The 12300-nt window shown below is 63.2% G+C and carries 16 protein-coding genes; 12 read left to right on the top strand and 4 right to left on the bottom strand.

From position 1 onward, the window contains the following. Window positions 1–15: 15 nt before the first annotated feature. The 10 genes from soxX (at window position 16) to NZN28_RS04320 (ending at window position 7727) form a co-directional block, all read left to right on the top strand. Entirely contained in the window at window positions 16–579 is a 564-nt protein-coding gene (gene soxX, locus NZN28_RS04365) for a sulfur oxidation c-type cytochrome SoxX (protein WP_295395551.1), read from the top strand. A 4-nt stretch (window positions 580–583) separates the two neighbouring features. Next, window positions 584–1381, top strand: a complete 798-nt coding sequence (soxA, locus tag NZN28_RS04360; RefSeq protein WP_295395550.1) for a sulfur oxidation c-type cytochrome SoxA — start codon at window positions 584–586, stop codon at window positions 1379–1381. An 11-nt stretch (window positions 1382–1392) separates the two neighbouring features. Beyond that, window positions 1393–1824, top strand: coding sequence for a rhodanese-like domain-containing protein (locus tag NZN28_RS04355; protein WP_295395549.1), 432 nt, complete (start codon window positions 1393–1395; stop codon window positions 1822–1824). Between the two features lie 9 nt (window positions 1825–1833). Continuing rightward, window positions 1834–2694: a translation initiation factor 2 gene (locus NZN28_RS04350; RefSeq protein ID WP_295395548.1), complete on the top strand. Its 861-nt coding sequence runs from the start codon at window positions 1834–1836 to the stop codon at window positions 2692–2694. Window positions 2695–2809: 115 nt separating this feature from the next. Beyond that, window positions 2810–4090, top strand: coding sequence for an FAD-dependent oxidoreductase (locus NZN28_RS04345; RefSeq protein WP_295395547.1), 1281 nt, complete (start codon window positions 2810–2812; stop codon window positions 4088–4090). 56 nt (window positions 4091–4146) lie between these two features. Then, on the top strand, window positions 4147–5442 hold the full coding sequence (gene soxC / locus NZN28_RS04340) for a sulfite dehydrogenase (protein ID WP_295395546.1): 1296 nt from the start codon (window positions 4147–4149) through the stop codon (window positions 5440–5442). Next, a complete protein-coding gene (locus tag NZN28_RS04335; protein ID WP_295395545.1) occupies window positions 5442–6005 on the top strand; it encodes a c-type cytochrome in 564 nt (187 codons plus the stop codon). The genes soxC and NZN28_RS04335 overlap by 1 nt, the downstream gene beginning before the upstream one ends. Before the next feature lie 7 nt (window positions 6006–6012). Next, window positions 6013–6738, top strand: a complete 726-nt coding sequence (locus NZN28_RS04330; RefSeq protein WP_295395544.1) for a Rieske 2Fe-2S domain-containing protein — start codon at window positions 6013–6015, stop codon at window positions 6736–6738. 10 nt (window positions 6739–6748) lie between these two features. Further along, window positions 6749–7417, top strand: coding sequence for a cytochrome c biogenesis CcdA family protein (locus NZN28_RS04325; RefSeq protein WP_295395543.1), 669 nt, complete (start codon window positions 6749–6751; stop codon window positions 7415–7417). A gap of 13 nt (window positions 7418–7430) precedes the next feature. Continuing rightward, on the top strand, window positions 7431–7727 hold the full coding sequence (locus NZN28_RS04320; RefSeq protein WP_295395542.1) for a metal-sensitive transcriptional regulator: 297 nt from the start codon (window positions 7431–7433) through the stop codon (window positions 7725–7727). A gap of 262 nt (window positions 7728–7989) precedes the next feature. Here the strand turns inward: NZN28_RS04320 and NZN28_RS04315 are convergent, their stop codons facing one another. From NZN28_RS04315 to rpe, 4 genes are all read right to left on the bottom strand, one after another. Continuing rightward, window positions 7990–8424 (bottom strand): cytochrome c, encoded by a 435-nt coding sequence (locus tag NZN28_RS04315; RefSeq protein ID WP_295395587.1) that lies wholly within the window; start codon window positions 8422–8424, stop codon window positions 7990–7992. A gap of 105 nt (window positions 8425–8529) precedes the next feature. After that, entirely contained in the window at window positions 8530–8853 is a 324-nt protein-coding gene (locus NZN28_RS04310; protein WP_295395541.1) for a YqhA family protein, read from the bottom strand. Window positions 8854–8998: 145 nt separating this feature from the next. Next, on the bottom strand, window positions 8999–9922 hold the full coding sequence (gene fba, locus NZN28_RS04305; RefSeq protein WP_295395540.1) for a class II fructose-1,6-bisphosphate aldolase: 924 nt from the start codon (window positions 9920–9922) through the stop codon (window positions 8999–9001). Beyond that, window positions 9903–10577 carry a ribulose-phosphate 3-epimerase gene (gene rpe / locus NZN28_RS04300; RefSeq protein WP_295395539.1) on the bottom strand — a complete coding sequence of 225 codons (675 nt, stop codon included), beginning with the start codon at window positions 10575–10577 and terminating at the stop codon, window positions 9903–9905. Before rpe ends, fba begins: the two co-directional genes overlap by 20 nt. Window positions 10578–10920: 343 nt before the next feature. Here rpe and NZN28_RS04295 point away from each other — a divergent pair, with 343 nt between their 5' ends. Beyond that, window positions 10921–11814 (top strand): LysR family transcriptional regulator, encoded by an 894-nt coding sequence (locus NZN28_RS04295; RefSeq protein ID WP_295395538.1) that lies wholly within the window; start codon window positions 10921–10923, stop codon window positions 11812–11814. Window positions 11815–11998: 184 nt separating this feature from the next. After that, on the top strand, window positions 11999–12300 hold a 302-nt coding region (locus tag NZN28_RS04290; protein ID WP_295395537.1), incomplete at its 3' end, for a hypothetical protein.

Genomic DNA, 12300 nt, shown 5'->3' with positions numbered 1-12300 from the left:
GAAGGAGGACTATAGGTGAAAAAAAGATATTGGGTTGGAATACTGGCCACGCTGTTGGCGGGGTTCACCCTGTCCCAGCAGGGGCCCTTCCAGCAGCGGGTTCAGCAGGCCATCAATAGCGGGGGCAGCAAGTTTGCTCAAACCATGAAGCAAGACCCCGACCAGGCGCTCTGCTCGCAGTACCGCGACAAACTCCCCCCTGAGCAAGTGGGGGCCTTCCTCGAACGCCAGCGGGCCCTGATCAAATACCCTGCCAATGGCAAGCTGATGGGCGACTGGAAGCAGGGCGAGGCCCTGTTTACCAACCCCCGCAAAGGCAACTGCTACGCCTGCCACACCGGCGACCCCAAGGAGGCCGGGGCCGGGCGGATGGGGCCGGGCCTGGTGGGCTACGGGGCTCGTGGCACCAGCGAGGCGGTGGTCAAGTACACCTACGACAAGATTTACAACGCCTGGGCCACCATGCCCTGCTCGCTGATGTACCGGGCAGGCCACCACGGCATCCTCACCCCCGAAGAGACCGCCCACGTGACCGCTTTCCTGCTCGACCCGGCCTCGCCGGTCAACGCCAAGAGGTGATGCCATGCGCGACCGCAGCCTGTGGATTGGATTTTTGCTGGCGCTGGGGTTGGGCCTCGGTATTGCCCTCACCCAGCAGCAGGAGGTAGACCCCTACAAGGAAGCCGAGCGGCAGCGGGAGCTGTTCCGCCAGACCGCCGGCATTCTGCCCGGCGAGCTTTACGCCGCCCAGGGGGAGGAGCTGTTCGCCCAGAAGCGGGGGCCTAAAAACGTGAGCCTCGAGGCCTGTGACTTTGGCCTGGGGCCGGGGAAGCTGGAGGGCGCCCTGACCCAGCTTCCGCGCTACTTTGCCGACACCCGGCGGGTGGAAGACCTCGAGACCCGCATCGTAAGCTGCATGGTGAACCTCCAGGGCTTCCGCCCCCAGGACATCAAACGCGACGATGTGAAGGCCCTGACCGCCTACGTGGCCTCCAAGTCCACCGAGATGCCCATCAACGTGGTGCCCAAAACCTCCCAGGAGATTGCCATGTACAACCTGGGCCGGGAACTCTGGTACCACCGGGCCGGTGACCGCGACATGAACTGCGCCATCTGCCACGACAGCTATGCCGGGGGCAAGGTGCGGCTCTCCCCGGTGCGCAGCCCCCGCCAGGGCCTTTCCAACGAGTGGCCCGCCTATCGCTTCGAGGCCGATAAGCTCTACACCCTGCAAGACCGCATCGCCTTCTGCTACGAATCGGTGGGCATCCACCCCCCGGAGTTCTACTCTGAACCCTACATTGCCCTTTCCATCTATATGCTGGCCGAAGCCACCAAGGGCAAGAACAAGTTCACCGAGCTGCCGGGCTTCACCCGCTAGAGGAGCACTGTATGCGCAGCGTTTGGGTTCTGCTTGCACTGCTCCTGAGCCCTGGCCTGGCCCAGGAGATGACCCCCGGGGCCCTTTTGCAGATGGGCAGTTTCCTCAAGAAAATCAACCCCGCCAGCTACTTGCTCTATGCCGCCGAGGCCAAAGACTATGTGGAGGTCTTTGAGCCTTTTATCCTGGATGTTCGCACCAACGAGGAGCGCGCTCGAGGGTTCATCCCCGGCTCGGTCCAAATCCACGTGAGCCAGGTTCCCGACCGCCTGGGCGAGTTGCCCAAGGCCAAAGACAAGCCCATCCTGGTCTATTGCGGAACCGGGCACGTAAGCGCGGTGGTTGCGGCCTATCTGCGGGCCTTAGGCTACCGCGAGGTCAAAAACCTGAGTGGGGGTTTCAAGAGCTGGCTCGAGCTGAACCTGCCGGTTGCCAAGCCCTAAAGGAGCGTTATGCGAAACAAGTGGTTGCTTATTGTTGGCTTCATCTTATCTCTGAGCGCGCTGGGGCAGTCGCTGGAAACCACCCTGCGCGGGGTGAGCGTGGCCGATGCCCAGGCCCGCGTGGAGGCCGCCGTGAACGCCCAGGGCCTCAAGGTGGCCCGCACCCTCAACCTCGGCGGGCAGGTCAAGAACTTCAAGGCCGATTTCCCCGACTACCTGCTGATGGTGCTGGAGCCCGAAGCGGGCGTGCTGGCCGCGGTACAGGAAAACGTCATGACCGCCATTATCCTGCCGCCCACCATCTATGTGCACGCGGCCCGGCCCGGCGGCGTCACGGTAGGCACCTTCGACCCAGACCTGATGTTTGGCATGCTGGGGGTCAAAAACACCAAAAGCCGCCTGTTGGGGGCTAAGCTCAAAGCGGTGATTGCCAGCCTGGGCCTGCCCCGCAAGGTGGCCCCGGCCATGATGCCCGACCCCAGCTCCGGCATGATGCCCGCCCTCCTGTACAAGGTGGAGGGGGCCAGCGTGGAAGAAACCACCCTGCTTATCGAGGGCGAGCTGGCCAACAACGGCCTGAACGTGCTGCCCTCGGTCAAGATGGGCAGCCTGGTCGGCATCCAGCCCTGCAAAAGCGAGTGGGCCTATCAGATGTTCAAAACCCAGCCCGCCGGCGGGTTTGCCGCCCCCTGCCGCTTTTTCGTAGCCCCAATGCCGGATGGGGTGCTGGTTGGTGCCATCGAGCCCATGCTGATGGGCATTATGCCAGGGGTGGCCCAGAGCCAACCCACCATAGGCATGCTGCAAGAAGCCCACCAGGTCATGAGCCAGATTATCGAGTCGGTGGGCGGGAAGCCCTGGCGCCCCTGACCTCCCTGGTATGCACATAGCTACTGTGTTTTCGTATCCGTTCTGATAAGCTTACAAAACCCAAGCCAACGCTTTTCGTAACCCCAAAACCGCTTGGGCTTTGAAGGGAGGCCACATGAAGAAAGTCTCACGTCGCAAGTTTCTAAAAGCCAGCGCCGCCGTAGGCGCTGCGGCGGCCAGCAGCGGCTTCGCCCAGGAGTTTTTTTCGCGGCCCTCGAGCGTGCTGGGGCCTGCCCGGGGCAACCGGGTGGTGATTATCGGTGGGGGCTGGGGCGGCATCAGCACCGCCCGCCACCTGCGCCGCAAAAACCCCAACATCGAGGTGGTGCTCATCGAGAAGAACCCGGCCTTTATGTCCTGCCCCATGAGCAACCTCTACCTGGGCGGGGTGAAGGACCTGGACTTCCTGGTGTTCGACTACACCAACGTGGTCAAGGCTGGGGTCACCTTCGTCAACGAGCGGGCCATCGAGGTCAACCGGGCCGGGCGCTACGTGCGCACCACCAGCGGCATCATCTTCTACAACTACCTGGTGGTCTCGCCGGGCATTGACTACATGTACGAGGCCATCCAGGGCTACAGCGAGGTCAAGCAGTTCCTGCCGGTGGGCTTCAAGCCCTTCGAGCACATCGCCCTCAAGCGCCAGCTCGACAACTTCGAGGGCGGCGACCTGGTGCTGGCCATTCCCCGCCCGCCCTACCGCTGCCCGCCCGGCCCCTACGAGCGGGCGGCCATGCTGGCCTACTACCTCAAGACCAACCAGATCAAGGGCAAGGTCATCGTGCTGGATGCCAACCCCGGCCCCATCTCCAAGGCCCCCGGCTTCACGGCGGCCTTCAACGACCTCTACAAGGACTACATCCAGTACATCCCCCAGGCCGAAGTCACCGCCATTGACTACGCCAAGAAAACCGTCAAGACCAGCCTGGGCGAGTTCCAGTTCGACCTGGCCAACATCATCCCGCCCATGAAGGCCGGCGAGATTGTGCGCACCGCGGGCTTGGGCGACCGCTGGGCCAACGTGCAGCTCCCCACCTTCCTCTCCGAGCGCGACGACCGGGTTTATGTGATTGGCGACGTGATGGGCAACGTGCCCTACCCCAAGAGCGGCCAGGTGGCCTACAACGACGGCAAGATCGTGGCCGAGCATATCGCCCAGCGCATCGCCGGCAAAAAGCTGGCCGAGATTCCCAACCCGCTTCCCGACAACATCTGCTACAGCTTTGTGAACTCCGAGGAGTCCATCTGGGTCTCGCACAAGCACAACTGGGACGCTGCGGCCCGGCAGGTGCGGCAGCAGTCCACGGTAGACAACCAGCGTTCCAAGCAGAATGGGGGGCTGGCCCTCGAGTGGGCCCGGGGCCTGTGGGGCGATATGTTCGGGCCTGAAACCTAACAGACCAAGCGGGGGTGGGGCCTGGGCCTCACCCCCACACAGGAGCTTTGTAAGGCATGAATCGCAGAAAACTCCTCCAGTTATTGAGCAAGGGTGTGGCTGCCGGGGCTTTTGTGAAGCTCTCGCCGGGGCTGGCCCAGGGCAAGATTCCGCAGGGTGCAACCGAGACCATGAAGGTGCTGGGGGCCACCCTGCGCGAGTACGGCGAACGCAGCGAGTTCGAGAAGGACGTGATTCGCTACATCTCCCCCAACCTGCGCAGCCGCCACACCGGGGCCGACTTCAGCCCGTTGGAGAAGCTCGAGGGCATCATCACCCCCAGCTCGCTGCACTTCGAGCGGCACCACGGCGGGGTGCCCAACGTCAACCCCGCCGACTACCGGCTGGTCATTCACGGCATGGTCGAGCGGCCCCTGATGTTCACCCTGCAAGACCTCAAGCGCTTTCCCTCGGTCACCCGCACCTACTTCATCGAGTGCGCGGGCAACGGGCAGAACGGCTACCGCAACCCCCCCGACATGACCCTGACTGCCACCCGCAGCCGGGGCCTGGTCTCGAACTCCTCCTGGACGGGGGTGCCGCTCTCCATCCTGCTCAAGGAAGCCGGCCTCAAAGAAGGCGCCCGCTGGCTGATTCCCGAAGGCCAGGACGCCGCCGCCTACACCCGCAGCCTGCCGCTGGAGAAGGCCCTGGACGACGTGCTGGTGGCCTACGCCCAGAACGGCGAGGCCATCCGGCCCGAGCAGGGCTACCCGGTGCGGCTGGTGGTGCCGGGCTGGGAGGGCAGCATCCAGGTCAAATGGCTGCGGCGCATCCAGGTGACCGATACGCCGGTGATGAGCAAGGACGAAACCTCGGAGTACACCGACGTGATGGCCGACGGCAAGATTCATGCCTTTACCTGGGTGATGGACCCCGAGTCCATCATCACCTACCCCTCGGGCTTGCAACAGATTCAGCGGGGCTTCCACGAGATTCGGGGCCTGGCCTGGAGCGGGCACGGACGCATTCGCCGGGTGGAAATTTCGCTGGATGGCGGCAAGACCTGGAAACGGGCCAACCTCGAGCCCGCCCCCGACGCCCTCTCGGTGGTGCGCTTCAAGTACAACTGGGTCTGGGACGGCAAGGAAACGGTCATCATGAGCCGGGCCTGGGACGAAAAGGGCAACACCCAGCCCACCCAGGAGGAGTTTTTTGCCAAATGGGCCCGCAACAACCGCTACCACTACAACGCCATCCAGGCCTGGCGGATTGGGGCCGACGGCAAGGTGGTCAACGGCGACAAAACCCTGGCCGGAGCGCCCGAGCGGCTCGGCGCGGTGGGGCGGGGCGGCTGTGGAGGTGAGTCCTGATGCGGCGCAAGTGGTTTTACCTGGCCCTTTCGGCCCTGGCCCTCTCGGCCCTGGTGCTGGCCCAGGGGCGCTACCAGATCGGCACCCCCCTCAACGAAAAAGAGGTTCAGGAGTGGAACATCCGGCCCTCCATCCTGGCCAATGGGGTGGGCCTGCCCCCCGGCCAGGGCACCGTGGACGAGGGCGCCAAGGTCTACGCCGTCCACTGCGCCGGCTGCCACGGCTCCACCGGCGAGGGTGGGGCCTTTACCCGGCTGGTCTCCGAGCCCTTCCCCATCACCAAAGACACCGACTCGGTGGACTTCGCCATCGGGAACTACTGGCCCTACGCCACCACCCTCTTCGACTACACCCGCCGGGCCATGCCCTTCGCCACCCCGGGCATCCTCAGCAACGACGAGGTCTATGCGGTGGTGGCCTATATCCTCTACCAAAACGGCGTGATTGACGGCAACGAGCCCATGAACGCCCAGACCCTGCCCAAGGTGCAGATGCCCGCTCGAGCGCTGCTGGAACTTGACCCCAGCACCCAGAAGCGCTTCCCCTGGATTAAGCTCCCCTGAGGTTCGCATGGATCGCCGTGACTTTCTCGATTTATTGGCCAAAGGCACCTCGCTCGGGCTGCTGCTCAAGCTATCCCCCCTGGGGATGCTCGAGTTCGTTCGAGCCCAAAGCAACGTCAATACCTTTCAAAAGGCCCTGCTGGTTGACAAGGCCGGCAACCCCTTCAAGCTTAGCAGCCTGAAGCCCCACGAGCCGTATGTGTTTGCCTATCCGTTTGCGGCCACACCCAATATCCTGGTCAATGTGGAGGCCGAGCTTGCCCCGGTAGAAGTCAAGATGCCCGACGGCAAGAACTACCGCTGGACGGGGGGGGTGGGCAAGGGCAAAAATATTGTGGCCTATACCAGCATCTGCCCCCATGCCTACAGCTACGCGGCGCCCAACCTGGGGGCCATGGGCTACTACAAGCCCGAGGGCAACCGGGGCCCCCGCATGGTCTGCTGCGCCCACCTTTCGGCCTTCGACCTGAGCAAAGGCGGGGAGGTCAAGGGTGGCCCGGCCCCCCACGCTCTGGCGGCGGTTGCCCTGGAATACGACGCCGCCAAGGACGAGGCCTACGCGGTCGGCTTCCTGGGCAACCCCCAGTTCGACGCCTTTTTCCGCGCCCAGAACCAGGCCCTGCGCGACCTGTTCCGCACCACCGCCCGGGCCCGCGAGGAAGTGGCCAAAGCCACCGTGATTCCCTATACCGAGCACACCAAAGCCCCCACCACCTGTCCGGTGCTGGGCTAAAGCCAACCATATGACCCTGAGCCTCCCCATCGCCTTTCTGGCAGGAATTCTCTCCTTCCTATCGCCCTGCGTGCTCCCGCTGGTGCCCACCTATTTGCTTTACCTGGGCGGGCAGCAAGGCCGTCCCCTGCGCAACGCCGTCTTTTTCGTGCTGGGCTTCTCGGCCATCTTCTTTCTGCTGGGCCTGCCCTTCACCCTGCTGGGGGGTTTGCTTTTTGAGCACCGCGACCTGCTGGGGCGCATTGGGGGCGGGGTGCTGATTCTGCTGGGGCTCTACATGCTGGGTCTCAAGCCCAAATGGGGCGTGAACTTGCGCTATGAGGGCGCCACCGACCGCCCCTGGGGAGCTTTCGTGCTGGGCATCGTGCTGGGGCTGGGCTGGACGCCCTGCATAGGGCCCATTCTGGGCGGAATCCTGACCCTTACCGCCACCGGTGGGGGGGTGCATCTGCTGGTGGCGTACATCCTGGGGCTGGCCGTGCCGTTCTTGCTGGTGGCCTTTTTTGCAGACCGGGCTCGAGCCCTTCTCAAACGCGCGGCCCGCCTATCGCACGCCGTTGAGATCACCGCCGGACTGGTGCTGATTGCCGTCGGCATTCTGCTGCTGACCGGCACCTACACCCAGCTCAACAGCTTCTTCCTGAAAATCACCCCCGAGTGGCTGCAAGAGCGGCTATGAGCGGAGGATGCAAATGAACGCGGGCAAACCCAAGCTAGACGGCACCTTTACCGACCCCGAGACCCTGGAGGGCATCATTCGCCGTTTCAAGCGCATCGAGGGTCAGGTACGGGGATTGCAGCGTATGGCCGAGGAAGGCCGCTCGTTCAGCGAACTGTTGGATCAGATTCAGGCCACCCGCAAAGCCCTGGACTCGGTCGCCAGCGTGGTGCTGGAAGAGTATCTGAATGCCTGGGAGACCCAGGCCGCTTCGGGCAATGTGGAGCTAAGCAAAGGCCAGATTGCCATGATTCTGCGAAAGGTCATCTGAGAACCTCGCCCACCAAGACCCGGCACGACCGCTCTGGCTGTGCCGGGTCAAGCTTGTACCCTCTTTGCCTTTGTGCTTTGCCAGCCGAAGGCGCGGTGAGGCAGAGGTTTGGGGGCCGGGTTCGACCCACCCCCCTCCCTGACCTTGTTTCTCCTTGAACGAAGCCTCACCCAGCGCCAATCTGCCCGTCCAGGCCCCTCGAGCCCGGGACCCAAAGCAAAAAAACCCGGACGCATCGTCCGGGCGTGGTTCGGGGCTGGGTTTACTTGAGGCCCAGCTTGTTGCGGGCTTCCAGCACCTGGGCTGCGGTCAGGTTCTTACCGCGCTGGGCCTTGACCTCGGCAGCGGTGAAGGCTTGCTGACCGGCGGGGAACTTGTTGCCCCACTGGGTGGAGATGTGGTTGAGCAGGGCGGCAATGTCTTCGTCCTTGAGCTGGGCATAGGCCGGCATGACCCCCTGGTACTTGGCGCCTTTCACGGTGATCTGGCCTTGCAAGCCGTACAGGAGGGTCTGGATCAGGAACTCACGCCCCCCCTTGGCCTCCAGAATTTCAGGCACGTGGCCTGCAAGCGGGGGGAAGACGCCCGGTACGCCTGCGCCGGTGGGCTGGTGGCAGCCCTGGCACTGGGCGTAGAGGGGGCTGGCCTGGGCCACCGCGGTTTGAGCGCTGAACAAATACGCTCCGAGGCCCAACAAGAGCAAAGCCGAAGAGAAAACCAGGGAAATGGTAGACTTGGTCAAGTTTTTTCACCTCCACGCTATAGTATGGCGCCAAAAAATCGGTTTGCAAGCCACTATAAGTTATTTCAAGAATAACCAGAGGTTATTGGCGGGTTTTTCCCTGGCCTGCACCAGCCAGAGGGCAAGCGCGCCCGTACAGAAGAAGTCCAGAGCCGCTTTGGGCGAAAACGCAGAGGCTTTTTCAAAGAACTTCACCGCCAGAATCATCAGCATGACCTGACCCAGTTTGGTCTTGAGGTACTTGAGGCTGCACAGCCTGAGTACGTTAGAGCGCTCTTCACATATTATGCGCCATTCGAGTTCGAGAAAGCCTAGTTCTGAACAGAACAGTGGCCGCCCGGCTACTCGAAAACATGCGTCTCGGCCCAGACGCAACGCAGACACTTGTCCCTTCTCGTTTTCGTGGGCGGCCACGTCTGTGAAGAGCGCGATATTTGTCAGGCCCCCCACTAGACGGCATTGAACGTGTGGGCCGTTTGCGCTAACTCCCGTGCGCAAGATGGCTGCGAAACCCGGCTTCGGAGGAGGCTCAGGCCCGCCCCACCGTGCCCATCAGTTCGAACTTTTCCTTGATGACCTGCTTGAGGTACTCGCGGCCCTTGCCCAGTAGCTTGCGTGGGTCGAACTCCCGGGCATTGCCCACCACTACCTCGCGGATACCCGCCGTAAAGGCCAGCCGCAAGTCGGTGTCAATGTTGATCTTGGCGATGCCGTTGGGTATGGCTTTGCGCACGTCCTCATCGTGGATGCCGGTGGGGTCGCCGAGGTCGGCCCCGGTTACGCTCATCTTGTCCTTGAGCCACTGGGGCACCCCCGAGGAGCCGTGCAGCACCAGGGGGATGGAGACTTTTGCTGCGATCTGCTCGAGCCGGGCATGGTCAATGTAAGGCCGCCCTTTGCCCTTGTAGGCCCCGTGCGAGGTGCCAATGGCAATGGCCAGATAGTCAATGCCGGTGGCCTCTACAAAGCGGGCCGCCTCCTCGGGGTCGGTCAGGAAGGCATCTTTGGCGTCCACTACAATGTTGTCTTCGATACCCTGCAAACGGCCTAGCTCGGCCTCAACGCTCACCCCCACCGCGTGCGCGGCCTCCACGCACTTCTGGGTTTCGTGCACGTTTTCCTCGAAGGGGTGGTGTGAGGCGTCAATCATCACGCTGGTAAAGCCGGCCCTCAGCGCCTGGAGCACCATCTTGTAGTCGGCCCCGTGGTCGAGGTGCAGCACCACCGGCACGCTTACCCGGCTGGCCATGTCGCGCACCAGGTTGGAGAGGTTTTCCAGCCCGGCGTACTTGCGGGCCCCGTCCGAAACCTGGATGAAGACGGGCGCTCGCAGTACCTCGGCGGTCTCGAGGATGGCCTGGGTAATCTCCAGGTTGTTGGTGTTGAAGCTGGGCACGGCATAGCCTTCGCGCCGGGCCTTGTCCAGAACATCTTTACCGAGGGCCAGCGGCATACACCTCTCCTAGCAGTCTCTTCATATTTTCCGAAACAGGCTGGCTGTTGAATAAGGCACTCCCGGCCACCACCACGTCGGCCCCGGCCCGGTAGACCTCGGCGATGTTCTCGGGCTTTATCCCTCCGTCCACCTCGATCAGGCAGCCCGGGTTGAGCTGGTCGCGCCAACCCCGCAACCGCCGGATGCGCTCGGTGCTGGCCGGGATGTATTTCTGCCCCCCAAAACCAGGGTTCACGCTCATCAGGAGGGCCAGGTCAAGCTCGGGCAGCAGCGGCAGCAGGGCCTCCAGCGGCGTGGCGGGGTTGATGGCCAGTCCGGCCTTTTTGCCCAGTTCCTTCACCTGCTGCACCGCCCGGTGGGCATGCGGGGTGGCCTCGGCGTGCACGGTGATCCAGTCCGCCCCGGCCTGGGCAAAGTCCCTCAGGTAGCGCTCGGGCTCCACAATCATCAGGTGAACGTCCAGGGGGAGCGGCGTGACCTTGCGGATGGCCTCCACCACCAGCGGGCCAAAGGTCAGGTTGGGCACAAAGCGCCCGTCCATCACGTCGAGGTGAATCCAGTGCACCCCCGCCGCCTCGGCCTCCCGAATCTGCTCGCCCAGGCGGGCAAAGTCGGCGGTCAGGATGGAGGGGGCTACTCGCAGCTCAGGCATAGGCCAGGGCTCCTTTTTGGATCGCTTGCTCACGCATATGTACCAGATAATACGCGATGGCGCGGGACTTAAAAGAAAATCTGATATTGACTCCCTTGAGCAGCCCACTCCCCCACAGGCGAGTCTGAAGTTTTCAACAGTTTATCGGCCCCAGAGCGTGCTGAAATCCATATTCAGAGCCAAAGCTTATAAGCTTGGGTTTATATTCGCACAACCACGACCGAGGACAATCGTTTCAGAAGCATTTGCACACCCCTATCATGCGCGACCTCGTCAGCAAAAGCCTGGATACGTGTTTGATAGATTGAAAGCTACTTTCGGATGGTTTTTATAATATGTGCTTATGATTGAACGTCGCCCCTTCCCCAACCCCCAGGCCCTGCGGGTGTTTTTGTGCGTGGTACAGGAGGGCAGCGTGGGCCGCGCAGCCCTGAGCTTGGGCATTACCCAACCCGGCGTGAGCCAGCACCTGCGGGCGTTGGAGGCCCAGATTGGCCGCCCTCTCTTCCACCGCCAGGGCCGCCGGTTGGTGCTGAGCAAAACCGGCCAGGATCTGCTGCCCGAGGCCCGGCGGGCCGTGCAGGCGCTGGAAGAGTTCGTGCAGGCTGCGCAGGCTCTGGAGCGCCTCGAGCGCGGGCGGGTGGAGATTGGTGCCTCGACCACCATGGCGGTATACGTGCTGCCCCGTTACCTGACCGAGTTCAAGCGGCTGTACCCTGAGATTCGCCTGAAGCTGGAAAGCGGCAGCTCCGAGCACCTGACCCAGCGGCTTTTGCGGGGCGAGGTGGAGCTGGCGGTGGTGGAGGCCGTGGAGCACCTCGAGGGCTTCGAGCGCAAGCTCTTCTACGAGGACGAGCTGGTGGTGATTGTGCCCCCGGAGCACCCCTGGGCCAAAAAGGAGGAAATTGACCCCGAGCGGCTGGCCGAGGTGCCGCTGATTGTGCGGGAGCCGGGGGCCATGACCTACCGGGTGTTTGGCTCGGCCCTGGAGCAGGCCGGGCTGGAAATTAACCCGGTCTTCTACACCGACAACCACGAGGTGACCAAGCGGCTGGTGCTCGAGGGGGCCGGGGTGGGGATTGTGTCGAACGTGGTGGTGCGGCCCAATGTGAAGGTGGGCAACCTGCGGGCTTTGCGCATCCGGGGCATGGAGCTGCGGCGGCTCTTCTGGCTCATCTACCCCAGCGAGGCCGGCAACCCGGCTGCCGAGGCCCTGCGGGCGATGCTGTCCGAGTAGCGTTTATGCCATACAACCCCCAGCGACACCACCGGCGCAGCATCCTGGAACGCATATGGCAGAACCCGCAGCGCTGGGCCGGGGATCGGGAAAACTGGCTGCGGTAGGGGTGGGTTGAACCCGGTTCCCAGGTTCAGGTTGGGCAGCAGATTGGCATCGGTTGGCTTAAAATGCGTGGTCAAACATGCCGCGCATCTTCGACAACATTCACCTCGAGCTTCTCCCTGCGCTCCGGGAAACCCTCCAGGTATCGCACCAGGCCGATTTTTGCGTGGGCTACTTCAACCTGCGGGGCTGGTCGCAGCTCGACGATCTGGTGGGCGAGGGCCTACGGTGTCGGCTGCTGGTGGGCATGTCGGTGCCCCCCGAAGAGGAACTGCGGCAGGCCCTGCGCCGCTCTGGGGAGTCCGAGCTGCTGGACCAGCAAACCGCCATCCGCCTGAAACGCCGGGTGGCCGAGCACTTCCGCGTGCAGCTTACCTATGG

Source organism: Meiothermus sp. (assembly GCF_025056915.1).
Taxonomy (GTDB): Bacteria; Deinococcota; Deinococci; order Deinococcales; family Thermaceae; genus Meiothermus.
Note: the sequence above shows the minus strand (reverse complement) of the source record. Positions and strands in the feature narration are given on the sequence as shown.

What these genes read in the sequence shown, in the direction of transcription:
- soxA (WP_295395550.1), top strand. Translation starts at nt 584, where the DNA reads ATGCGCGACCGCAGCCTGTGGATTGGATTTTTGCTGGCGCTGGGGTTG.
- NZN28_RS04355 (WP_295395549.1), top strand. Translation starts at nt 1,393, where the DNA reads ATGCGCAGCGTTTGGGTTCTGCTTGCACTGCTCCTGAGCCCTGGCCTG.
- NZN28_RS04350 (WP_295395548.1), top strand. Translation starts at nt 1,834, where the DNA reads ATGCGAAACAAGTGGTTGCTTATTGTTGGCTTCATCTTATCTCTGAGC.
- NZN28_RS04345 (WP_295395547.1), top strand. Translation starts at nt 2,810, where the DNA reads ATGAAGAAAGTCTCACGTCGCAAGTTTCTAAAAGCCAGCGCCGCCGTA.
- soxC (WP_295395546.1), top strand. Translation starts at nt 4,147, where the DNA reads ATGAATCGCAGAAAACTCCTCCAGTTATTGAGCAAGGGTGTGGCTGCC.
- NZN28_RS04335 (WP_295395545.1), top strand. Translation starts at nt 5,442, where the DNA reads ATGCGGCGCAAGTGGTTTTACCTGGCCCTTTCGGCCCTGGCCCTCTCG.
- NZN28_RS04330 (WP_295395544.1), top strand. Translation starts at nt 6,013, where the DNA reads ATGGATCGCCGTGACTTTCTCGATTTATTGGCCAAAGGCACCTCGCTC.
- NZN28_RS04325 (WP_295395543.1), top strand. Translation starts at nt 6,749, where the DNA reads ATGACCCTGAGCCTCCCCATCGCCTTTCTGGCAGGAATTCTCTCCTTC.
- NZN28_RS04320 (WP_295395542.1), top strand. Translation starts at nt 7,431, where the DNA reads ATGAACGCGGGCAAACCCAAGCTAGACGGCACCTTTACCGACCCCGAG.
- fba (WP_295395540.1), bottom strand. Translation starts at nt 9,922, where the DNA reads ATGCCGCTGGCCCTCGGTAAAGATGTTCTGGACAAGGCCCGGCGCGAA.
- rpe (WP_295395539.1), bottom strand. Translation starts at nt 10,577, where the DNA reads ATGCCTGAGCTGCGAGTAGCCCCCTCCATCCTGACCGCCGACTTTGCC.
- NZN28_RS04295 (WP_295395538.1), top strand. Translation starts at nt 10,921, where the DNA reads ATGATTGAACGTCGCCCCTTCCCCAACCCCCAGGCCCTGCGGGTGTTT.